The sequence below is a fragment of the Pseudonocardia oroxyli genome (genome assembly GCF_900102195.1).
GTDB classification, from domain to species: Bacteria; Actinomycetota; Actinomycetes; order Mycobacteriales; family Pseudonocardiaceae; genus Pseudonocardia; species Pseudonocardia oroxyli.
In genome coordinates this window covers 44,501-65,322 of record NZ_FNBE01000015.1, presented here as the reverse complement: position 1 = coordinate 65,322, position 20,822 = coordinate 44,501, and the positions used below count along the sequence as shown (strand labels likewise).

Here is a 20,822-nt window from a genome sequence, read left to right as displayed (position 1 = left end):
CATTCCCCGTCCCGCGAGAGGGAGGTCCACATGCGGGTGGTCTCGGTGCCCGAGGGGCATGCGTACGTGCGGAACACCGGTGGCCCCGGGGTCGTCCGGCTGCCGGACCCGCCCGTGCCCGGCGCGCCCGCGGGACAGTGGTGGCCCTCGCCGTGGCTGGACCCCGAGCGGGTCCGGCGCGAGGCCGGGACCGTCGACGTCTACCACCTGCACTTCGGGTTCGACGCCTGTCGCCCCGCGCAGCTCTCGGCGCTGGTCGGGGCGCTGCGGGCGGCCGGGACGCCGCTGGTGTTCACCGTCCACGACCTGCGCAACCCCCACCACGTGGACCCCGCGGCGCACGACGCCGCCCTGGACGTCCTCGTCCCCGCCGCGGACGCGCTCGTCACGCTGACCCCCGGCGCGGCCGCGGAGATCGCGCGGCGGTGGGGGAGGACTGCGCAGGTGATCCCGCACCCGCACGTCGTGCCGCTGGACCGGGTGCCGGTCCCGCGCCCGCACGAGGGGTTCGTGGTGGGCGTGCACGCGAAGTCCGTCCGCACCAACGCCGACCCCGTGGGGATCACCCGCCTGCTGGCCGCGGCGGACGCGCCGGACCTGCGGATCCGGTTCGACGCCCACGACGACGACCGCGGCCGCGCCGCCGCCCGGGCCGTCGCGGGGCTGCCGGGGGTGGAGGTGCACGTCCACCCGCCCTTCACCGACGACGAGCTGTGGGCCTACCTGGAGAGCCTCGACCTGTCCGTCCTCCCGCACCGGTGGGGCACCCATTCTGGCTGGTCCGAGGCCTGCCACGACCTCGGGACGCCGGTGCTGGTGCCGGACTGCGGGTACTACCGCGAGCAGGGGCCCTGCCTGGTCCACCGGTGGACGGCGGCCTCGGTGGCGGCGGCGCTGCACCGGGCGCGGCACCTCCCGCGCGCGCCCGCGCGAGGTCGGGCCGCGCAGCGGGAGCGGATCGCGCAGGCCCACCTGGATCTGTATCGGGCCGTCACGGCACCGGTGCCGGCGTGAGGGTCGCCGTCCACGCACCCGGCGACCCGGGGCACGGGGTGGTCCGACACGCCCGCGCGGTCGCCGGGCTCGCGGGGTTCTCCGAGATCTCCGAGCCCTTCGAACACGACGGGCCGCCGGACCTGGTGCACGCCCACTTCACCGACGCGCTCTTCGGCCCCGACGTCGCCACGGCCGCGAGCGCCTTCGCGACGTGGGCCGCGGACCTGCGGCGACCGCTGGTCGTCACGCTGCACGACGTCCCCGGCGCCGATCCCGACCCCGCTCGGGACGCCCGCCGCGCCGCCGGCTACCGGCGGGTGATCGCGTGCGCCGACGCGGTCGTGGTCTCCTCGCGGCACGAGGCCGAGCGGGTCCGCCGGGTCGCGGGCGCCCTGGCCCGCGTGATCCCGCTGCCGCTCCCACTCCCGGCGCGGCCCGCCCCGGCGCCGGCGTGGGCGCAGCGGCCCTCGCTGGTCGTGCTCGGCTTCGTGTACCCGGGCAAGGGCCACGACCTGGCCCTGGACCTGGCCGCGGGCCGCGGGGTGCGGGTGGTCGCGGCGGGCGCGGTCGCGCCGGGGCACACCGCGCCCGCGGGCGTGCTGGTCACCGGAGCGTTGACCGACGCGGAACTGGCCGCCGCGGCGCGCGCCGCGACGGTGCCGTTCGTCGCCAACCCCGGGGTGAGTGCCAGCGGGTCGCTGCTGGCCTGGCTGGCCCACGGCCGTCGCCCGGTCACCGCCGCGGGGGCGTACGCGGACGAGGTCGCGGCGGACACCGGGGCGCTCGCCCCGACCGCGGACCTCGCCGCGGCACTCGACCGGGCCGTGGCGCACCCGGCCACGACGTGGCTCGACACACCGCCCGCCTGGCCGGACGTGGGTGCGGCGCACCGCGCGCTCTACCGCGACGTCCTCCGGAGCCGGGCGGCGGCGGGCCGATGCTGAGCGACCGGTCCGTCCCGGGGAACCGGTGGGACCTGCTCGACCCGCGCACCGCCCCGCGGCCCGAGGTCGGCGTGGTGGTCTGCCACTACGAACAGGCCCGCCTGCTCGCCCGCACGCTCGCCGCGCTGGCCGACCAGACCCTGCCGCCGGTGGACGTCGTCGTCGCGGACGACGGGTCGCGGCACCTCCCGCAGGTTCCGGCGGGCGTGCGGGTGGTCACCCAGGAGGACCGGGGGTTCCGGGCCGCCGCCGCGCGCAACCTCGGCGCCCGCCACGTCCGCGGCGAGATCCTCGTCTTCCTCGACGCCGACACCGTGCCCGAGCCGGACTGTCTCGCCGTGCTGACCGCGCGGGCGGCGCTGTGCGGCGACGTCCTCGCCGTCGGGCGGCGGTGTCACGCCGACCTGTCGGCGCTGCCGCCCGGGGCCGACCCGCGCTCGGCCCCGCGGCTGCCCGACCCCGCCTGGCTCGATGAGGCCTACGCCCGGACCCGCGACCTCCTCGACGCCGACGGGCGCAGCTTCCGCCACGTGATCAGCGCGGTCCTGGCCTGCCGCCGGACCCTGTTCGACGACGTCGGCGGGTTCGACGAGCGCTTCGTCGGCTACGGCGGGGAGGACTGGGACCTGGCCTACCGCGCCTGGAACGCGGGCGCCGTCCTGGTCCGCGAGCGCGGCGCGGTGGCCTGGCACGACGGTGTGGACTGGGGCGGGCGGGCCGCCGATCCCGCGGTGAAGGACCGCGAGTCCGCGCGCCTGGCCGCGCTGATCCCCGAGCCGCACACCCGCGGGGCGCCGCTGCCGGTCGCGGTGGCGGACGTGCTCGTCGACGTCGACCCGGCCGCCGACCCGATCCGCACCCGGCACGCGCTGCTCCGGCAGACCCACCGGGACCTGCGGATCCGCGGGGGCCCGGCCGAGCTCTACGGCCCCGCGGTGCAGGAGGGGGAGTGGTCGCTCGACCAGCTCCGCCGCGCGCGGGCCCGGCTCCACGTGACCGGCGTGCTGCCGCCGACCGCGCTGGCGGCGGCGATGGCCCGGCTGGTCGACGAGGATCTGGGGTGCGTGGCGCTGCACTCGCCCGCCGGCGCGCCGCTGGCCCTGCTGCGCTCGACGCGGGCGCTGGGTCGGGCGCGGCGGGGGCACCGCGGCGGGTTCGGGTCCGAGACCCTGGTCGTCGAGCCCCCCGCGGTCCACGGCGACCTGGCCGCGTTCTTCGACCGGATCTGAAAGGCCGGCGCCGTGTGCCGGACCCGAGCGCGGGATCCCGCCCACAGCGGCCGGTCCGGCGAGTGCCGGAGGCCCGCGGGGCTGACATCCTGACGCGGTGACCGACGACGCCGTCACCGCTCGGGCCCGTGGACGTGCCGAGCGGGTGGCCGACCACCCCGCGCTCGACGTGCTCGCCCGGGTCGGGCTCGCCGCCTACGGGCTCGTGCACCTGCTGATCGCGGTGCTCGCGGTGCGCATCGCCGTCGGGACGGGCGGGCAGGCGGACAAGGCCGACAAGACGGGCGCGCTGCAGGCCGTCGCGGCCACGGGTGCGGGCCGTGTCCTGCTGTGGCTGGTGGTCGGCGGGCTGGCCGCGTTGGTGGTCGACCGGCTCCTGCACGCGGCGGTCGGACACCGGGGCCTGCCGCGGGCGGCGCGGGTGCGGCGCACCGCCGTCGACCTGGCCGAGGCCGTGGTCTACGCGCTGCTGGCGAAGACGGCCGCGGACGTGGCGGCGGACGGCGGTGCCGACCCGTCGACGCCCCCGCTGCCGTCCCTGCTGCTGGCGCTCCCCGGCGGCCCCTGGCTGCTCGGGGCCGCCGGGCTCGGCGTGATGACGGTCGCGGGGTACGCGGCCTACCGGGGGCTCAGCGGCGCCTTCCACCGCGATCTCGACCTGCGCGGGGCCGGGCTGCGGCGCTCGCTGCTGGTCCTGCGGCTGGGCCGGATCGGCTGGACCGCGCTCGGGACCGTCTACCTGCTCTCCGGTGGTCTGTTGGTGGTCGCGGCGGTGCAGCACGACCCCGCCCAGCCCGTCGGGCTCGACGCGGCCCTCAAGGGCCTGGCCGAGCACACCGTGGGACCCGCGGTGCTCCTCGTCCTCGCGGCGGGGCTGGTGGTGTTCGCGGTCTACACGGTCTTCCACGCCCGACACCGGGCGGCGTAGCACCGGCGGAGGGTCACGCCCCGGACAGCAGCATCGGTGCGCGGGAACCCTCACCGCGGGCGTGGCCCGCACCGATCCGGTCGCCGCGGGGGGGGGGGCGGTCAGAACATCGTGTTCGAGTTGGCGGCCTGCTCCGGGACCTCCTGGATGACGTCCCAGTGTTCGACGATCCTGCCGTCGCGGACGCGCCAGATGTCGGCGGCGGCGAGCCCGCGGTCGCCGGGGGTGAGATGGAACCGGCTGTGGGTGACGACGAGGTCTCCGGACGCGACGGTGCGCTTGACCTGCAGCTGCAGCTCGGGGAACCGTCCGCGCATGTGGTGGACGTACCCGATGAACGCCTCCGCGCCGTCTGGGGCACCGGGGTTGTGCTGGATGTAGGTGTCGCCGAGCGCGACGCGCGCCGCGGCTTCGGGCTCTCCCTCGTTGAAGGCGCGGGTGTAGAACTCGGTGACGAGGGCGGTGTTCTCGGTCGCGGTGTCGGTCGCGGTGTCAGGCGTGGACATGGTGCTCCTCGGCGGTCGGGGGCGGGTCGGATCTCGGGGGGTGGAAGCTGCGGCGGTAGGCCGTCGGCAGGAGGCCGAGGCTGCTGCTCAGATGGTTGCGGAGGGAGGTCGCGGTGGCGTAGCCCACGGCGGTGGAGACCTGTCGAGGTGCGCCAGTGCCCACTCCCGGGCCGCGGCGGTCGAGGTGTCGGCGGCGTCGGGCACCGGCCGGTCGATGAACTGGGCCTGCCCGCCCTCCCGGAACGGGGGGACGATGCAGCGGCGCGCGGCGCGGCCGGCGACCGGGGATCCGTGGTCGCTGCGGATGAGGTCGAGACACAGGTCGATGCCCGCCGCGGCCCCCGCCGAGGTGTGGACGTCCCCGTCGTGCACGAACAGCACGTTCTCCGCCAGGTCCACGTGCGGATACCAGGCGCGGAACAGCGGGGCGCACTCCCAGTGGGTGGTCGCCGTGCGATCGTCGAGCAGGCCCGCCGCGGCGAGGGTGAACCCGCCCGTGCAGATCGACACGATCCGGGTCCCCGGCCGGACGAGGGCCAGTGCGGCCCGCACGTCGTCGTCGACGTCGGGCCGCAGGTGTCGCGGATCGACGGGTGGGACGACGACCGTGTCGGCGCGGCTGAGGACCTCGGGTCCGTGGTCGGGGACCACGGAGAACCCGGCGTTGGTGCCCACCGGCCGCCCGGTGGGGCTGCACACGAGCACCTCGTACCCCGCGTCGGCCGCGCCGAGGATGCGGGCGGGGATGCCGAGCTCGAACGGGTAGCCGTGCTCCTGGGCGAGCGTGACCACGGTGTGCGTGCCGGCCGCCGATCCCGGGAGCGCGGGCCGGCTCATGGTCGAGTTCATCCCTGCCGGGCGCGGCGCAGGGCTGCGGCCCCGAGGACCGCGCCGAGGTCGAGCTCGAGACGCAGGGCCTGGTCGGGCGGCGACGTCGGGGTGGCTGCGGCGCGCTCCCGGAACCCCGGGAGGGTGACCGAGTGTTCGAACTCCCGATAGGCCTGCACGAGGTCGTCCTCGGGCGGGAGCGACGCGCGGTTCACCATCTGCTTGGCCGCGGCGAGGGTGGTGCGGTCGAAGGCGGCGAGCCGGTGCACGACACCGTCGACGTGGGCGTCGAGTTCGGCGTCGGGGAGGGCACGGGTGACCCATCCCCACCTCTCGGCGGTGGTGGCGTCGTAGTCGGCGCTGGCCGCCGTCAGCTGCAGCACGAGATCGGTCCACGCCGAGCGCCCGGTGGTCTCGGACGCGCCCGGGAAGTCCGCGAGGTGCGCGAGATCGAAGTGGTTGAGGAAGAAGTCGGGGGTGCCGCTGTCGAACACGACCACCTGCAGGTCGGGGTCGGCGACGAGTGCCGTGACGACGTCGGTGAGCCTGCGCACCGTGTCGCCGACGATGAGGTTCACCGGCGGGTTCGCGTAGGTGATCCGCGCGATCTGCGGCGAGACCCGGGTGAGGGTGACGATCGAGTCGGACATCCGGTTCCTTCGGGCGGTGGGTGGGTGGTCGACGCTACGAACCCGCCGGCGCCGGCACGAGTGACGGGAACGTCATGTCCCGCTACGAACGCGCCAAACCCGGTCACCGCCGCGGTCACTCGCCGCCGCAGGCCGTCGCGTGGTCCGCCGCGATCAGGGCCCGGACGCTGCGTCGGCTCTCGGCGAGCAGCGCCTCGCGCGCCTGCGGATCGTCGACGGTCCGCGCGAGCTGCACGGTGCCGATCAGCAGCGCGAGGCGGCTGCGGACGACCGCGTCCGGAGTCGTGGCGGGCAGCCCGGCGAGCCGACGGAAGGCGTCCGTCATCCGGCCCGCGGCCTCGGCGTAGCGGCTCCGCACCTCGGGCGCGGACCGGGCGATGTCGGTGAGCAGGGCCGCGGACACGCATCCCCCGGCGCGGTCGTCGCAGTGCGCGCCGGAGAGGTACCCGTCGAGCACCCGGTCCAGTCCGTCGGGGAGGGTGGCCGCGGCCTCGAACACCCCGGCCTGCCGCCGCACCTCGTCGGAGACGACCTCGCCCACGAGGTCCTCCTTGGAGCGGAAGTGCGCGTAGAACGCCCCGTTCGTCAGACCCGCGTCGCGCATCAGCGCCGTCAGCCCCGCGCCGTCCAGCCCGTCCCGGCGGAACCGCCGCCCGGCCGCACGGAGGATGCGGTCCCTGGTCCGCGCCTTGTGGGCTGCCGGGTACCGGGCCACGTCCGCACCTCCCGCTCGTCCCCCGTCGCTGCGAGGCGATGGTATGAGGAGCATAATCCCATTGGCGCGGTGATCCGGAGCCCCGCGTCCCCGGCTCACGGCCGGGTCGCCTGCTCCACCAGCTCGAGGACGTGGACGTAGGGCTGTCCGGTCGCCCGGGTCATCCCGAGCTCGCAGGTGCGGTTGCACGAGGCGAACGCGCTGTGCCCACCGGCGGTGATCTCCGCGGCCTGGGCCCGGGTGGCGGAGGCGGTGAGCTCGGGGTGCAGCAGCCCCCGGTCCCCGGCGAAACCGCAGCAGCCCCAGGTCTGGGGAACGGTCACCGACGTCGCGACGGCACCGGCGACGGTCTGGAGGGCGTCGGTGAGTCCCATCCGGGTCGCCGAGCAGGTCGGGTGGAGCGCCAGGTCGTCGACGGGTGCGGTCACCGTCAGCCGGGGGAGCAGGTGGGTGGCACAGAACTCGACGGCGTCGACGACGGTGATCCCCCGGAACCGCTCGGGGCCGTGCTCGACCATCTGCCGCACTCCCTCGGTGCACGAGGACGCGTCGAGGACGATGGGGAGCTCGCCCTGGCGGGTGGCCTGCCAGAGGGCGGGCAGGACCCGGTCGGCCATCTCCTGGTAGCCGCGGGTCAGCCCCTTGGACCGCCAGGGGGTGCCGCAGCAGAGGCGGGCGGCCGCGGGCGGCGGGACGAGACCGACGCCCGCCCGCTCGCACAGCAGGGCGAACGCGGCGGCGGACCCGGCGGTCGACGGCGTGGCCGGGCCGAACATGGTGCCGGTGCAGGAGGGGAAGAAGACGGCCTGCGCCACCCCGGACACCGGGACGTCGGACGGGTGCCCGCCGCGGGGGAGGTCGGGAGACCACAGCGGAAGGGCGTCGGGTCCGGCGACCCTGCGTCCGGCCCGGTTGGCCGCCTCGACGACCGGGGTGGGCAGGGCCGCGGCGGCGGTGAGCGCGGCCGACGCGGCGCGGGTGGTCAGGTCCCACCGTCGGCCCGCGGCCGTCCAGGCGGCCTCGGTGGCGCGGCCCGCGCGGTCGGCGCGGAGGCGTTTGACGAGGTCGCCGGTGTTGATGAGGACGGGGCACGTGGTCTGGCACATGCCGTCCGCGGCGCAGGTCTCCACGCCGTCGTAGTCGTAGTCCGCCTCCAGGAGAGCGGCGAGCTCGACGTCCCCGGCGCGGCGGGCCCGTTCGATCTCCCGGCGCAGGACGATGCGTTGGCGGGGTGTCGTGGTCAGGTCGCGGCTGGGGCAGACCGGCTCGCAGAAACCGCACTCCACGCAGCGGTCGGCCTCGGGCTCGATCGGCGGGGTGGTCTTGAGATCGCGCAGGTGGATGTCGGCGTCCTCGCTCAGCAGGACGCCGGGGTTGAGGACTCCCTCGGGGTCGCAGAGCCGCTTGATCTCGCGCATGACGGCGTAGAGCTCGTCCCCGTACTGGCGGCGGACGAACGGCGCCATCATGCGGCCGGTGCCGTGCTCGGCCTTGAGGGAGCCGCCCTGGCCGAGGACGAGGTCGACCATGTCGTCGGTGAACCGGGCGAACCGGTCCAGGGAGGCGCCCTCGCCCGCGAGCTGCTCGGTGAGCATGAAGTGGATGTTGCCGTCCTTGGCGTGGCCGAAGATCACGGCGTCGCTGTACCCGTGCGTGCGGAACAGGGACGTGAGCCGCTCGCAGGTGGGCAGCAGCTGCGGGACCGGCACGACGACGTCCTCCAGCAGCGCGGTCGTGCCGGCCGGTCGCGCTTCGGCGACCATCGCGTAGAGACCCTTGCGGATGTGCCACATCCCGGCCCGGGCGGCCGGGTCCGCGGTGAGCTCGTCCGAGCCGATGATCGGGAGACTGCCGATGGTGGCGCGCGCGGCGAGGGCGAGCTCGTCGACGCCGTCGGCGGTGGCGGCCTGGTACTCGACGAGCAGGGCGGCGTGCTCGTCGACCGGGAGCGTGCGCAGCCGCTCGTCGGCCGCCGGGTCCCGCTGCCCGACGCGCAGGGACGTGGCGTCGAGCAGCTCGATCGACACGGGGGACGAGTCGACCAACCCGGGCAGCGCGCCGGTGGCCGCGGCGAGGTCCTCGAAGACCAGGAGCCCGGTGCGGGTGTGCGGCAGGACGGGCACGGTCCGCAGGACGATCGACGCGATGAACGCGAGCGTGCCTTCGCTGCCGACGACGAGGTGGGCCAGGATGTCGGCGGGCGCGCGGAAGTCCAGCAGCGAGTTGATCCCGTAGCCCATCGTGTTCTTCATGGAGAACTGTCGCTCGACGCGGGCCCGGAGGTCGGCGGACTCGCGAACCCGGTCCCGCAGTCGGCACAGCCCGGCGTACAGCTCGGGTTCCCGGGCGCGCAGCGCGGCGTCCGCGTCCGCCGCTCCCGTGTCGACGACGGTGCCGGAGGGCAGGACCAGCACCATCGACTCCAGCGTGGCGTAGCTGTTGGCGGCGGTGCCGCAGGCCATGCCGCTGGAGTTGTTGGCGACCACCCCGCCGACGGTGCAGGCGACCTCGCTGGCCGGGTCCGGGCCCAGCTTGCGGCCGTGGCGAAGGAGGCGGGCGTTGACCTGGCGGATCGTCGCCCCGGGCCCGACCCGGACCCGGTGTCCCGCGTCGAGGACCTCGATGGACCGGAAGCGGGAGCGGGTGTCCACGAGGAGGCCGGTCGTGCCCGCCTGCCCGGAGAGGCTCGTGCCACCGGAGCGGAAGGTCAACGGGAGCCCCGTCGACCTGGCGGCGGCGAACAGCCTGCCGACCGCCGCGGCGTCGTGGGGGCGTGCGACCGCGCCGGGGACCAGGTGGAAGTGCGAGGCGTCGTGGGCGTGGGCCAGCCGGTCGGTCAGGCGTTCGTGGAGCGTGCCCCCCGCACCGAGCGCCTCGCGGACCGCGGCCCACGGGCCTTCCGACGTGTGGTCGTGGCGACGAGCCCGCTGCATCGGCATTGTCTAGTTGTATGACTACACACGTGTCCGGTCAACGACCGCGGTCCGCTAGCGTTCGTCCGGCGCCGGAAGGGGGTGGCATGGGTCGGCTCGAGACGGTCTCGGTGACCACGTCGCTGATCGCGACCATGCGGGCCGAGATCCTCGACGGGAAGCTCACGCCGGGACGGGGGCTCTCGGAGAACGAGGTGGCCGCCGAGTACGAGGTGTCGAGGCCCACCGCGCGGGTGGCGATCACCCAGCTCGTCCTCGAGGGTCTGCTCCGGCGGGAGGGCCGTCAGCAGCCGGCCCGGGTGCCGCAGCTGGCCGCCGCGGACGTCGCCGACCTGTTCCTCGTCCGGATCCCGCTCGAGCTGGAGGCGGTGGAGCTGGTCGCGGGACGGGCCGAGGCCCACGAGACGGCCGGACGCGCGGTCGACGACCTGCGGGCGATCGACGAGAGCCGGCCGCACAGCGACTTCGTCGAGGCCGACCTGCGCTTCCACCGCGCCCTGGTCGACGGCATCGGCAGTCCGCGCCTGTCCGCCCACTACGAGCGGCTCACCGGCGAGATCCACCTGTCCATGGTCCAGTCGCGCTCGGTGCTGGGTCGCGAGCGCATCGCCGCCGAACACGAGGCGGTCCTCGACGCCCTGCGCCTCGGTGACGTCGAGCAGGCGCAGGTGCGGATGCGCGCCCACCTGGCCGGGGCGCGAGACGCGATGATGGCGGCGCTGGCGAAGGACCGGGAGCCGCGGCGCGCCCCCGTGGCCTGACCTCATCGCCGCGGCCTCTGCCCCGTGTCGCCGGCGGGCGCTCGCCCTACTCGATGTCGGCGAACAGACCGGTGAAGGTCACCGTGCGCTCGACCGGGGCGCTGAGGAGTCGGGCGGCGGCGGCGCCCGCACCGTCCTGGTGGACGGCGAACCGGCTCGCGCGTGCCTGATGTTCGCGGTGCGGGCCGCAGGCAGCTCGATCCCAACCGCGGCCGAGGCGGCGGCCGCGCTGGTCCGCGCTCTCGCAGCGTGTGTGCCGGTCGCTGCCGTGCTCGACGCGACGCTCGGCGGGGACGCCGGGGTGATCGGGGTCGGCTCGGCCGCAGTCCCCGACGTCCCGGCCGGGGGAGTGGCCACGGCGGTGGACGGCGGTCTCCTCGTGCACGCCGGAAGCGACGACGTGCCGGTCACGGTCGTCGTGGAGACCGCCGCACACGGCCCCGAGCAGGACCGGCAGCCTCCCGACCATGACGACCGGGAGGAGATCGTCGACCTGGCTTCTCCGCAGGCGGACTCGCTGAGCTGGTCGGCAAGCCGATGACGGTGTATACGCCCGGGGTCGAGCCGGTCGGCGACGGGCTCACCGCGCGCCTGCCACCTCCCGGATGAGGCGCCTGCGCCGGTGCGCCGCCATCCGCACGGGTGCGTCGGTCCAGCCGTAGCCCGCGTCCGTGCCGATGCGCTGGGTCAGGGCGAGGAACAGGCGTCCGCCCACGACCTCGGTGCACACCTGCAGATAGGCACCGTCCGGGGTCTCCTCGTAGAGGACGCCGAGCTCGCGGTACTCGGCGAGGTGAGCCGGAGCCAGGCGGGCGTCGACATCGGCGTAGTAGTTGTCCGGAATGTCCAGCAGCGGGGCGCCGCAGGCCCGGGCCGCCCGGGCGGCGGCGAGGACGTCGTCGCAGGCGAATGCCACGTACTGCGGCTCGGAGACGCCCGGCGCCCAGGTGCCGCGGCGGAGCCGAGACACGGTCAGGGCGAGCCGGACCGTTCCCCGCTCGTCGGCGAGGGCCCGCGTCCGGACCAGGCCGAACGGTGCCGCGTACTCGCCGGCCCCCTCCGCGGTGAGCCCCAGCACCGAGCGGTAGAACAGGGCGGCCTCGTCGAAGTGGTCGAAGGGCTGGGCGAGTCCGACGTGGTCGATCCCGGTCACCCCGATGCCGTCGACCGCGGGCTCGTCGGTGGGGACGAAGTCGCCCGACCAGTCGTCCCGCGCGCCGGTGCGGCAGAAGAAGACCGCGGTGCCGTCCGGAGCCCGCACGGCGGCGAGGTCTGCTTCGCGCGGACCACGCTCCCGCGGCAGCGCGGGCACACCGAGTCGGGCGGCGCGTCGCGCGGCGGCGGGCGGGTCGGCCGCCTCGACCCCGACCGCCAGCACCGCGGCCTCGGAGCCGGCGCGGTTCACGAGGATCCGCGCGCCCGCCTGTTCCCACCGCTCGACGGGCTTGGTGCGGTGCACCCCCGTGCGGGAGAACCCCAGCGCGGCCAGGACATCCGCGGTGGACGAGTCCCCGGCCACCTCGACGAACGCGTGCCCGGTGAGCGGCACCGGGAGCGAGTGGTCCGTCAGCGCCGTCAGCGAACGGCGGGCGTCGACCGCCGCACGCAGCGGGTCCGACTGGCGGAACACGTCGTTGAACACCTCGAGCGAGAGCGGCCCCGCGTACCCGGCGGCGTGCACCGCGGCCAGCAGCCCTGACAGGTCGAAGGCACCCTGACCGGGGAAAAGCCGGTGGTGGCGGCTCCACTCCAGCACGTCCATGTCGAGCGACGGCGCGTCGGCGAGCTGGAGGAAGAAGATCTTGTCGCCCGGCAGGTCGGCGATCGGGGCCGGATCCGACCGCCGGGACAGGATGTGGAAGGAGTCCAGGCACAGGCCCAGCGCGGGATGGTCGGCGCGCCGGACCACGTCCCAGGACGCGTCCCAGGTCGAGACGTGGGTGCCCCAGGCCAGGGCCTCATAGGCCAGTCGGAGCCCGCGTGCCCGGGCGCGCTCGGCCACCGCGGAGAGCTGCTCGGCGATCCGGTCCGGCTCGGCCACGGCATCGGCCGCGACCGACGAACAGACCAGCACGGTGTCGACGCCCAGCTCCTCCATGACGCCGAAGGTGTGGTCGGCCCGCCGCAGGGTGGCGGCGAAACGGGCCGGATCGGTCGAGTCGAGGTCGCGGAAGGGCTGATAGAGGTCGATGGACAGGCCCAGGTCGGCGCAGCGCAGGCGCACCTCGCCGGGTGACAGGGGAGTGGCGACGAGGTCGGGCTGGAAGATCTCCACCCCGTCGAAGCCGGCCTTCGCCGCCGCATCCAGCTTGTCCTCCAACGCACCGGAGAGACAGACCGTCGCGATCGCCGCCCGCTGCTGCTCAGGCACCGGCACACCCCGCTCGCGGCGCTGCGGGCCGGTTCACCGGATAGGCGGGAGCACGCCCGCTGAGCACCTCGACGACGTTGGCCGCCGTCTTGCGTCGGATCTCGGCCTCCGAGTCCTCGGAGTACCAGGCGCAGTGCGGGCTGAGCAGCACCGAGTCCAGGCGGCGCAGCGGGTGGTCGTCGGGCAGCGGCTCGACGGTGAAGACGTCCAGCCCGGCGCCGGCGATCCTGTTCTCGGACAACGCCGCCACCAGCGCGTCCTGGTCGACGACGGGCCCTCGGGCGGTGTTCACCAGGTAGGCGGTCGGCTTCATCGCGGCGAAGGCGGCGGCGTCGACCATCCCGGTGGTCGCGGCGGTCAGTGGGGCGTGGACGGAGACGACGTCGGACTCCCGGTACAGCTGCTCGGCCGAGACCAGCGGGATCCCCTCCGCCGCGGTGGCGTAGGGGTCGTGGGCGATCACCCGCATGCCGAAGGCCTGCATCTTCGCTGCGAGCCTGCGCGGGATCTGCCCGAAGCCGACCAGCCCCAGGGTCCGGCCGCGCAGCCGGAACAGCGGGCCGGCGGCCGCGTAGTCCCAGCCGCCCGATCGCATCGCCCGGTCGTAGCGGCCCAGGCCACGAGCCAGCGCGAGAATCATTCCGGCCGCGTGGTCGGACACGTCGTCGAGCGAGCCGTCGGGCACGTTGGCGACGAGGATGCCGGCCGCGGTGGCGGCCTCGACGTCGATCGTGTTCAGCCCGATGCCGTAGCGGGAGATGATCTGTGCGCGCGGCAGGCGGGCGAGGACGTCCGCGCCCATCGGCGCGTACTGGTTCAGGATCCCGTCCGCATCGGCGCACGCGGCCACGACCTCGTCCGCGGTGCGGGCCTGCGCCGAGACGAACCGGAACCCCGCGCCCTCGACGAGCGCGCGCTCGACGTCGAGGTCCCCGAACTCGCTGTCGGTCACGACGACCGTGGGGGCGCTCACGAGCGGCCGCCGAAGCGATGGTCGAGGTCCTGGTGGTGGGCGAGGTCGACGAGATCGGAGTACTCGGCGTAGGTGTGCTTGGCCGGGCCCTGCTCCGGGGACCCCGTGGCGGCGAGGCTCGCCAGGGCGTCCGCGGCGGCACGGGTGGCGGCGAACAGGGTGGTCACCGCGTAGAGGACCAGGTCGAAGCCGAGACCCTGCAGGTCCTTGGCGGTGAGTCGGGCGGCCTCGGTTCCGTCGACCAGCGAGACGACCTTGGGCCCGGACACCCCCGCCGCCACCGTCTCGACCTCCGCGATCGTCTTGATCCCGTCGACGAACACCAGGTCCACGCCCGCGTCGGCGTAGAGCGCGGCGCGGCGCAGGGCCTCGTCCGGACCGACGGCGGGCAGCGCATCGGTCCGCGCGATGATCAGGAGGTCGGCGTCGCCACGGGCCTCGACGGCGCAGCGCAGGCGGTCGGCACTCTCCTCGGCATCCGTCAGCCGGATCCCGGCGAGCTGCCCGCACCGCTTGGGCGCGACCTGGTCCTCCAGGTGCACCGCCGCGACCCCCGCCTGCCGGTACTCGGCGATCGTGCGGGCGATGTTCGACGGGCCGCCGTAGCCGGTGTCCGCGTCGGCGACGATCGGGATGTCCACGGCCCGCACCATGTTGCGGGCGTGCTCGGTCATCTCGGTCTGGGTGAGCAGCCCGATGTCCGGGGTGCCGAGCCTGCTCGCGGTGGCGCCGAAGCCCGTCATGTAGATCGCCGGGAACCCCGCCGCCTGCACGAGCCGAGCGGTGATGGAGTCGGGGGCGCCGGGCGCGGACACGATGTCCGGGCCCGCGAGCAGTTCCCGCAGGGTGGCCATGGTGGTCTCCTCGAGGTCGGGGATCAGACGGTGGTCGTGGCGGGGCTGTCGGCGGCGGCCTTCGCGGGCTGCTCGAGCCGCCACGCCAGCACGGCGGAGATCAGGCAGCCCACGGCCATGTAGGTGGCCACGAGGTACCAGGAGCCGCCGGTGGCGGCGGCGAGCGCGGCGGCGATGAACGGGGTGAAGCCGCCTGCGATCGCACTGGCGAACTGGTAGCCCACACCCGCCCCGCTGTAGCGGAACTCGGCCCCGAACATCTCGCTGAACAGGGGCTGTTGCACGCTGACGGCCATGTCGTGGGCGATGTTGAAGAGCACGATCGCGCCGACCATCACGGCGACCTTGGACCCGCTCTCGATGGCGAGGAAGAACGGCGCGGCACCGAGGATGCCCGCGACGGAGCCGATCAGGTAGATGTTCCGGCGCCCGAAGCGGTCGGAGAGGTAGGCGAACAGCGGGATGGTGACGATGCCGAGGGCGCCGACGACGAGCCCGACGTTGAGCATGAAGTCACGGGTGAACAGCCCGTCCACGGTGGCGTAGCTGACCGCGAAGGTGATCACGATGTAGGCCGAGAACAACTCGACGAGGCGCAGGCCGAAGATCTTCGCGAAGGCGCCCGGGTGGTTGCGCAGGGCCTCGAGGAGAGGCATCCGCCGACGTCCGGTCGCCTGCTGCTCGGCGGCCTCGACCCGCTTGGTGACCTCCTCGGAGTCCACCACCCGGGCCCGCACGACGAGTCCGACCAGCACCAACAGGACGCTCGCGACGAACGGCACCCGCCAGCCCCACGTCGCGAACTGCTCCTCGGTGGTGACCGCCCGCATGATCAGGATGAACGAGGTGGCGATGATCAGACCGACGGAGTACCCGACCTGGACGCCCGAGCTGTAGAGGGCGCGACGGCCGGGCGGAGCGCTCTCCACCGCCATCAGGGTCGCCCCGCCCCATTCGCCGCCGACGGCGAATCCCTGGATCGCGCGCAGGACCACCAGGAGGAAGGGCGCCCACCAGCCGATGGTCGCGTAGTCCGGCAGCAACCCGATGAGGGTGGTGGCCCCGCCCATCAGGATCATCGTGAGCACGAGCATCTGCTTGCGCCCGATGCGGTCACCGAAGTGCCCGAACACGATCCCGCCCAGCGGGCGGAACAGGAAGCCCACGCCGAAGGTGGCGAACGCGGCGAGCGTGCCGATCGCCGGGCTCACGTTCGGGAAGAACTCGGAGTTGAAGACCAGCGCGGCGACCAGCCCGTAGAGGATGAAGTCGTACCAGTCGATCACGGCGCCCGCGAAGCTGCCGAGGGCGGCCCGGCGGGCCTTGCGGTTGTCCTCCGCGGTGAAGGTCGTGGCGTCCATTGCCCCATCCCATCGTCGGCGCCCCACCGTCGGTGGTGGGGCAGGGGTGACCGGAGAGTCGCTGCGCTCTGTCCGGTCGCTGGAACTCTAGATGCGCAGTAACTGGGATACAAGATAGGGATGCAAGAATGTCGGTACACCGTCAGGAAGGGGTCCCGCCGATGGCCGCACCCGCCGCCAGGGCATCGCTCGCCACGGCCGTCGCCGACCGACTGCGCGAGGCCATCATGGACGGAGCCTTCGAGCTGGGTGAGTCCCTGTCCGAGGACGCGCTGTCCACGGCCTTCGGCGTGTCCCGCACCCCGGTTCGGGAGGCGCTCAAGGAGTTGCGCGGGCAGGGCCTGGTCGAGATCCGCCCCAAGTCCGGCACGTACATCTTCCGCCCCGGCGAGGACCAGATTCGCGAGCTGTGCGAATGCAGGCTGCGGTTGGAGGTCGCGGGGGCGGAACTCGCCTTGGTGCGAGACGGCGCGGCGTTGTCCGCCGCGCTGCACGACCGCCTCGCCCCGATGGAGACGGCGCTCGCTGCGGGCGACCTCCTCCGCTACAACCGGCTCGACGCCGCCTTCCACCTCTCCTTCCTGGACTGGTGCGGCAACCGCTACCTGGCGGGCGCGTACGACCAGATGTTCGCGCAGATCTCCGCGGTGCGGGTGCACCTGTCCGCGCGTACCGCCGGAGCCTTCGAGGCCTCGATGCGGGAGCATCGGCAGATCGCAGAGCTGGCGGCCGCGGGGGACGTCCCGGGGCTCACGACGGTCCTCACGGCCCACGTCGAGCGGGCCCAACGGGGCTACGCGGGCGCGCTGCAGGAGCTGGAGCGGGCTTCGCAGCTCACCAGACCCCAGCGTCTGCGCAGGAAGCTCTCCCTCTAGGACTCCTGGCGCCACACCGCCCCGTGTCGGCGAGCGTCGTCGCCGACGCCATCGCAGCCCCGACCTCCGCGACGGCCGACCGGTGACCGTCCGATGGTCAGGTCCCGGTGCCTCGCATCAGCGAGGTGGACATCAGCGAGGTGGACAGGGCCGGGTGGTGGATGTCCGCGTTCTCGGAGTCCATCGGCACGCCGTCGAACCCGCCAGGGGGGTCGGTGTAGAGCCGCAGCACCAGGCCGTCGGGCGGCCCGGGAGGCGTTGGCGCCCTCCGCCTGCCGGTCGAGGGTCAGCACCTCCCGACCGGCGCGACGGAGCACGGACGAGACGACGAGTCCCGTGGGACCGCCGCCCGCGACCAGGACCTCGACCTTGCTGGGCAGCATCTCGGTACCTCCGAACCTGGGTCGACGTCTGTCGGCTGGTCCGACGCCGCGGCCCGGACCAGGGCGAGGGTGACGGCGACGTCCGCCTCCCGGGCCACCTCGCGCATGCCCGCCTCGGTCTCCGAGCTTGACGCCCATTGATGTATATACAACACTGGGCTCGTGACCGAAGCGCCCGCGGACGAGATCGTGCGCGATTGCCTGGCCGTACGCGTCCGACTGATCGCTCGTGCGGTCACCGCCCTGTACGACGGTGCGCTCGATCGTCACGGCCTGACCGTCGCTCAGGTCAACCTGCTCGCCGCGCTGGGCAGGGTCGGCCCGTGTCCGCCGTCGAGGCTCGGCGAGGTGCTGCAGCTGGAGCGGTCCACCGTGAGCCGGAACCTGAGGCTGCTGCAGGACCGCGGCTGGGTCGAGGCCGTCGCGTCGGACGCGAAGGGCGTGCGAGAGGTGGCGTTGACCCGCGCGGGCAGGAGCACGATCCGCTCTGTCATGCCGGAGTGGCGGCAGGCCCAACAGCGCGCCGCCCAGCTCCTGGGGGACACGGGCGTGGCGACCGTTCACGAGGTCGCGAGCGCCATGGGATATCCGCCCGAGGCGTAGTCCCGCGTGGCCGCCTGCCGGCAGCCGCGCCCATTTGTTGTACCTACATCATGAGGAGGACGACATGGACGGCTACTTCCGGTCCACGGTGGTCGTGGTCACCGGCGCGTCACGCGGTATCGGCCGATCGACCGCCCTGGAGTTCGCCCGTCGAGGCGCGCGCGTCGTGCTCGCCGCGCGGACGGCCGACCGGCTCGCCCACGTGGCGGACGAGGTCCGCGCCCTCGGCGCGGAGGTCCTGGCGGTGCCGACCGACGTCACCGCCCCCGACTCGGTGCGCGCGCTGGTCGCGGGGACCGTCGGGCGGTTCGGGCGGATCGACGTCCTGGTCAACAACGCCGGGATCGGCAAGGTCGGCGCGGCGGAGTCGGCCACCTTCGACGACGACGTCCACCAGACGTTGCGCGCCAGCCTCTTCGGCATGATCGACGTGACCCGGGCGGTGCTGCCGATCATGCGGCGGCAGGGTTCGGGCACGGTCGTCGGCATGTCGTCGGTGATGGGGCGCAAGGCGTTCGCGCGGTTCGGCTCGTACGCCATCGTGATGCACGCGGTCTCCGCGTTCTCCGACAGCCTCCGCCAGGAGCTGGCGGGCAGCGGAGTCCGGGTGTCGGTCATCCATCCGGCCCTCACCGCCACCGACCTGCTCCGAGACACCGACGAAGCCGAGATGCCCCCACCCTTCCGCCACATGACGCCCTTGTCGGCCGACGACGTCGCCCGTGCCGTGGTGAGGGCGGTCCGACGCGGGAGGCGACGTGTCGTGCTGCCCCGGACCGCCTCCATACTGCTGTTGGCCGAGGCCTTCTCGCCCCGCCTCGGGGACCTGGTCGCCACCGCCCTCACCAAGCGACCCGTGGCCAGGATGCTCGGCATGAGCCGCGGCACGACCTACCACGACGCGATCCTGAGCCTCCCGGCCACCGGATGATCAATGATGGGCGGCGGCCACCGCGGCGAGGTCGTCCAGCACACGGAGGGTGGGTGTGGCGTGTGGCTCGGGTTGGACGCCCTGCTGGGGATCGTGATCCCGGTGAGAATCCGTGCAGGTCAGAGTAGGGCTGCGGTGGTGGTTCCCAGGGTGATCAGGGCCCAGTCGTTGAGGATGTGGGCGCCGGTGCTGACCCAGAGGTTCTTGGTGCGGATGTAGGCGAGGGTGAGGACGAGTCGGGCGGCGCCGATGATCAGCAGGGCCTGGGCGAGGTGCCAGTCGTAGGTGGGGAGGTGGATGAGCCCGAACCAGGCGGCGGTGATCAGCCAGGCCAGGAGCGCGGCTCTGGTGCGGGTCAGGTGGGCGCGGCTGGTGAGGATGTGGAGCAGCGCGAGGAAGGGGAGGACCGTCAGGAGCTCTTCCCCGAGTAGCTGGATCGCGACGCCGAGGTAGAGGGCGATGAGATCGAGGGGGTCGGACGCGGGGCTGGTGACGGTGGTGTTGGTCGCGGTGCTGAACAGGGTGGAGACCAGGAGGGCGACGAGCAGGGTGACCACGTAGTTGAGGGCGGCGAAGAGGATCATGAGGCCGATGTCGCGGACTGCGACCCGGCGGAAGATCGCCTTCCAGTGGGGGCCGGTGGCCCAGATCAGTGCGCCGAGCATGATCGCGGTGAACAGCGCGCGTGGGATGAGCGCGACGATGTCGTTCGGTTGTGGGATGAAGGACAGGACGAGGAACGCGGCGAGGCAGGCCGCCCAGACGATGATCCACCGTCCGACGGAGACCCTGACGGGTGCGCCGTCGTAGTAGGGGAAATCGGCGTTGTCGCGGCGCTCGATGAGACGTCCGAAGCGGCGGGTGGCGGGCCGGGTCGACCTCGGCTGAGCGTCCATGAGCTGTCCCGTCTCGAGGGGTGCGCGTCCGACTCGGCACTCAACGTAGGGCGGTCTCCGCCGCGGTGGGGTCGCCCATCCGGGTCGATGCCGTCGGTGGTTCGGCGCCGGCGCGCGTGCACCCGGTCGATCTCCCGGTCAAGGGTGCTGCGCTGGCGCCGACGCACGTGGGTGTGGTGCCCCCGGTCAGATTCGAACTGACACTGGACGGATTTTGAGTCGCTGACTTCACCCCATCGGAGCAGGCAGGGGAGGGCTCGACCAGGCAGAACAAGCAACCGAGCTGTCTGTGGAGGCAGCAATTGGCGCGAGTTCGTGGACAGACTCGTGGCCAAGGAGTCCACACACGACGGTCTGGGGGAGTGCTAGACGAAGGCGATTTGCACGATCGGGACGAGCCGGTCGCGTTCCATGACATGGGGCTGCGCGTCCTCGGGTGCCAACCACTGCCGGACCGTGGCGGGCGTGGCGCCCGCGGCCAACGGGTGCTCCGGCCCGCGGCGGTGGGGTGAGGACGCGATCGTGCAGGGACGATAGCGCGGTTCCCGCGTGGACCGGGCTGGTCGTCAGTCTGACGCCTCAGGTCGACGCTCAGCGGGTCCCCATCCCGACGCCTCGCTGCGGCTCGTTCGCGGCCCTTCCTGGGCGGAGCAAGATATGCAGAAGGTTCCCTTCGGAAGGTCGCGAGGGCGCGACGCACGACCGCGCGAACGAGGGCGTTCGCACCGATTTCAGAGCCGGCGGTCTTGCTACTAGATCGCTAACGGCTGGAAGGTCAGGCCTACGACTCCACTGCGAAGTACTACGATTCTCAATGCCCATCCTGCAGAGGATGCAGGTTGCAGAGATTGCCTCAGCAGGCCAGCCTTCCCGCGACGCCGAGGCGTCACCGGAGGGGTCTGGGAGCATGGCCGGCTGTCAGTCGGCCACCCCATTGGGCTGGGCCTCGCTGTCGACGACATACCACCCTTCCCTTCAAGCTGGCGGCAAGTAACCACGCTCTCCGTCCGGCGGTAGGTCGGTCGGCCGTAAACATCGGCAGCCTCTCGCCGGAACCGGTAGACGAGTCCGTCTGACTGGCGAAC

Annotated in this window: 20 protein-coding genes, 1 tRNA gene and 1 pseudogene; 9 read left to right on the top strand and 13 right to left on the bottom strand. The window is 73.7% G+C overall.

The window, feature by feature from the left end; all coding sequences use genetic code 11:
- Positions 1 to 30: 30 nt before the first annotated feature.
- The 4 genes from BLS43_RS21515 (at position 31) to BLS43_RS21500 (ending at position 4,097) form a co-directional block, all read left to right on the top strand.
- Complete coding sequence (locus BLS43_RS21515) at positions 31 to 1,014, top strand: glycosyltransferase family protein (protein ID WP_093088075.1); 984 nt, start codon at positions 31 to 33, stop codon at positions 1,012 to 1,014.
- Positions 1,011 to 1,940, top strand: coding sequence for a glycosyltransferase (locus tag BLS43_RS21510; protein WP_093088072.1), 930 nt, complete (start codon positions 1,011 to 1,013; stop codon positions 1,938 to 1,940). The genes BLS43_RS21515 and BLS43_RS21510 overlap by 4 nt, the downstream gene beginning before the upstream one ends.
- Positions 1,934 to 3,169 carry a glycosyltransferase gene (locus BLS43_RS21505; RefSeq protein ID WP_093088070.1) on the top strand — a complete coding sequence of 412 codons (1,236 nt, stop codon included), beginning with the start codon at positions 1,934 to 1,936 and terminating at the stop codon, positions 3,167 to 3,169. Before BLS43_RS21510 ends, BLS43_RS21505 begins: the two co-directional genes overlap by 7 nt.
- Positions 3,170 to 3,266: 97 nt before the next feature.
- A complete protein-coding gene (locus tag BLS43_RS21500; protein WP_093088068.1) occupies positions 3,267 to 4,097 on the top strand; it encodes a DUF1206 domain-containing protein in 831 nt (276 codons plus the stop codon).
- Between the two features lie 101 nt (positions 4,098 to 4,198).
- Here the strand turns inward: BLS43_RS21500 and BLS43_RS21495 are convergent, their stop codons facing one another.
- From BLS43_RS21495 to BLS43_RS21475, 5 genes are all read right to left on the bottom strand, one after another.
- Positions 4,199 to 4,603 (bottom strand): nuclear transport factor 2 family protein, encoded by a 405-nt coding sequence (locus BLS43_RS21495; RefSeq protein ID WP_093088066.1) that lies wholly within the window; start codon positions 4,601 to 4,603, stop codon positions 4,199 to 4,201.
- An 87-nt stretch (positions 4,604 to 4,690) separates the two neighbouring features.
- Positions 4,691 to 5,440, bottom strand: coding sequence for a GlxA family transcriptional regulator (locus tag BLS43_RS21490; RefSeq protein WP_245707656.1), 750 nt, complete (start codon positions 5,438 to 5,440; stop codon positions 4,691 to 4,693).
- Between the two features lie 8 nt (positions 5,441 to 5,448).
- A complete protein-coding gene (locus tag BLS43_RS21485) occupies positions 5,449 to 6,081 on the bottom strand; it encodes an enoyl-CoA hydratase/isomerase family protein (protein WP_093088063.1) in 633 nt (210 codons plus the stop codon).
- 115 nt (positions 6,082 to 6,196) lie between these two features.
- Positions 6,197 to 6,796 (bottom strand): TetR/AcrR family transcriptional regulator, encoded by a 600-nt coding sequence (locus BLS43_RS21480; protein ID WP_176921466.1) that lies wholly within the window; start codon positions 6,794 to 6,796, stop codon positions 6,197 to 6,199.
- 95 nt (positions 6,797 to 6,891) lie between these two features.
- On the bottom strand, positions 6,892 to 9,729 hold the full coding sequence (locus tag BLS43_RS21475) for an FAD-binding and (Fe-S)-binding domain-containing protein (RefSeq protein ID WP_093088341.1): 2,838 nt from the start codon (positions 9,727 to 9,729) through the stop codon (positions 6,892 to 6,894).
- 86 nt (positions 9,730 to 9,815) lie between these two features.
- On the opposite strand from BLS43_RS21475, the gene BLS43_RS21470 reads away from it, so the two are divergent.
- Both BLS43_RS21470 and BLS43_RS30160 read left to right on the top strand, forming a co-directional pair.
- Positions 9,816 to 10,490 carry a GntR family transcriptional regulator gene (locus BLS43_RS21470; RefSeq protein ID WP_093088058.1) on the top strand — a complete coding sequence of 225 codons (675 nt, stop codon included), beginning with the start codon at positions 9,816 to 9,818 and terminating at the stop codon, positions 10,488 to 10,490.
- Between the two features lie 139 nt (positions 10,491 to 10,629).
- Positions 10,630 to 11,031, top strand: a complete 402-nt coding sequence (locus BLS43_RS30160; protein WP_176921465.1) for a hypothetical protein — start codon at positions 10,630 to 10,632, stop codon at positions 11,029 to 11,031.
- 39 nt (positions 11,032 to 11,070) lie between these two features.
- Here the strand turns inward: BLS43_RS30160 and BLS43_RS21460 are convergent, their stop codons facing one another.
- The 4 genes from BLS43_RS21460 to shiA are packed head-to-tail and all read right to left on the bottom strand — an operon-like array spanning position 11,071 to position 16,049.
- A complete protein-coding gene (locus tag BLS43_RS21460) occupies positions 11,071 to 12,861 on the bottom strand; it encodes a sugar phosphate isomerase/epimerase and 4-hydroxyphenylpyruvate domain-containing protein (RefSeq protein WP_093088338.1) in 1,791 nt (596 codons plus the stop codon).
- On the bottom strand, positions 12,854 to 13,813 hold the full coding sequence (locus BLS43_RS21455; RefSeq protein WP_218129934.1) for a C-terminal binding protein: 960 nt from the start codon (positions 13,811 to 13,813) through the stop codon (positions 12,854 to 12,856). Before BLS43_RS21455 ends, BLS43_RS21460 begins: the two co-directional genes overlap by 8 nt.
- Positions 13,814 to 13,830: 17 nt before the next feature.
- The gene (locus BLS43_RS21450) at positions 13,831 to 14,688 is read right to left on the bottom strand and encodes an isocitrate lyase/PEP mutase family protein (RefSeq protein ID WP_093088052.1); all 858 of its coding nucleotides are present in this window, start codon (positions 14,686 to 14,688) and stop codon (positions 13,831 to 13,833) included.
- 23 nt (positions 14,689 to 14,711) lie between these two features.
- Positions 14,712 to 16,049: a shikimate transporter gene (gene shiA / locus BLS43_RS21445; protein WP_093088050.1), complete on the bottom strand. Its 1,338-nt coding sequence runs from the start codon at positions 16,047 to 16,049 to the stop codon at positions 14,712 to 14,714.
- A 161-nt stretch (positions 16,050 to 16,210) separates the two neighbouring features.
- On the opposite strand from shiA, the gene BLS43_RS21440 reads away from it, so the two are divergent.
- On the top strand, positions 16,211 to 16,924 hold the full coding sequence (locus BLS43_RS21440; RefSeq protein ID WP_176921464.1) for a GntR family transcriptional regulator: 714 nt from the start codon (positions 16,211 to 16,213) through the stop codon (positions 16,922 to 16,924).
- Between the two features lie 97 nt (positions 16,925 to 17,021).
- Here the strand turns inward: BLS43_RS21440 and BLS43_RS31740 are convergent, their stop codons facing one another.
- Both BLS43_RS31740 and BLS43_RS31735 read right to left on the bottom strand, forming a co-directional pair.
- On the bottom strand, positions 17,022 to 17,156 hold the full coding sequence (locus tag BLS43_RS31740) for a hypothetical protein (protein WP_281245857.1): 135 nt from the start codon (positions 17,154 to 17,156) through the stop codon (positions 17,022 to 17,024).
- Between the two features lie 22 nt (positions 17,157 to 17,178).
- Positions 17,179 to 17,307, bottom strand: a pseudogene (locus tag BLS43_RS31735) (FAD-dependent monooxygenase); the annotation flags it as partial.
- Between the two features lie 162 nt (positions 17,308 to 17,469).
- Here BLS43_RS31735 and BLS43_RS21435 point away from each other — a divergent pair.
- Both BLS43_RS21435 and BLS43_RS21430 read left to right on the top strand, forming a co-directional pair.
- Complete coding sequence (locus BLS43_RS21435) at positions 17,470 to 17,910, top strand: MarR family winged helix-turn-helix transcriptional regulator (RefSeq protein ID WP_245707654.1); 441 nt, start codon at positions 17,470 to 17,472, stop codon at positions 17,908 to 17,910.
- A 64-nt stretch (positions 17,911 to 17,974) separates the two neighbouring features.
- Complete coding sequence (locus BLS43_RS21430) at positions 17,975 to 18,841, top strand: SDR family oxidoreductase (protein WP_093088046.1); 867 nt, start codon at positions 17,975 to 17,977, stop codon at positions 18,839 to 18,841.
- 119 nt (positions 18,842 to 18,960) lie between these two features.
- Here the strand turns inward: BLS43_RS21430 and BLS43_RS21425 are convergent, their stop codons facing one another.
- The gene (locus BLS43_RS21425; protein ID WP_093088044.1) at positions 18,961 to 19,737 is read right to left on the bottom strand and encodes a CPBP family intramembrane glutamic endopeptidase; all 777 of its coding nucleotides are present in this window, start codon (positions 19,735 to 19,737) and stop codon (positions 18,961 to 18,963) included.
- 174 nt (positions 19,738 to 19,911) lie between these two features.
- Positions 19,912 to 19,984 (bottom strand) — tRNA-Leu (locus BLS43_RS30155).
- Positions 19,985 to 20,822: the final 838 nt, after the last annotated feature.

What these genes read in the sequence shown, in the direction of transcription:
- BLS43_RS21515 (WP_093088075.1), top strand. Translation starts at nt 31, where the DNA reads ATGCGGGTGGTCTCGGTGCCCGAGGGGCATGCGTACGTGCGGAACACC.
- BLS43_RS21505 (WP_093088070.1), top strand. Translation starts at nt 1,934, where the DNA reads ATGCTGAGCGACCGGTCCGTCCCGGGGAACCGGTGGGACCTGCTCGAC.
- BLS43_RS21495 (WP_093088066.1), bottom strand. Translation starts at nt 4,603, where the DNA reads ATGTCCACGCCTGACACCGCGACCGACACCGCGACCGAGAACACCGCC.
- BLS43_RS21490 (WP_245707656.1), bottom strand. Translation starts at nt 5,440, where the DNA reads ATGAGCCGGCCCGCGCTCCCGGGATCGGCGGCCGGCACGCACACCGTG.
- BLS43_RS21485 (WP_093088063.1), bottom strand. Translation starts at nt 6,081, where the DNA reads ATGTCCGACTCGATCGTCACCCTCACCCGGGTCTCGCCGCAGATCGCG.
- BLS43_RS21475 (WP_093088341.1), bottom strand. Translation starts at nt 9,729, where the DNA reads ATGCAGCGGGCTCGTCGCCACGACCACACGTCGGAAGGCCCGTGGGCC.
- BLS43_RS21470 (WP_093088058.1), top strand. Translation starts at nt 9,816, where the DNA reads ATGGGTCGGCTCGAGACGGTCTCGGTGACCACGTCGCTGATCGCGACC.
- BLS43_RS21450 (WP_093088052.1), bottom strand. Translation starts at nt 14,688, where the DNA reads ATGGCCACCCTGCGGGAACTGCTCGCGGGCCCGGACATCGTGTCCGCG.
- shiA (WP_093088050.1), bottom strand. Translation starts at nt 16,049, where the DNA reads ATGGACGCCACGACCTTCACCGCGGAGGACAACCGCAAGGCCCGCCGG.
- BLS43_RS21440 (WP_176921464.1), top strand. Translation starts at nt 16,211, where the DNA reads ATGGCCGCACCCGCCGCCAGGGCATCGCTCGCCACGGCCGTCGCCGAC.
- BLS43_RS21430 (WP_093088046.1), top strand. Translation starts at nt 17,975, where the DNA reads ATGGACGGCTACTTCCGGTCCACGGTGGTCGTGGTCACCGGCGCGTCA.
- BLS43_RS21425 (WP_093088044.1), bottom strand. Translation starts at nt 19,737, where the DNA reads ATGGACGCTCAGCCGAGGTCGACCCGGCCCGCCACCCGCCGCTTCGGA.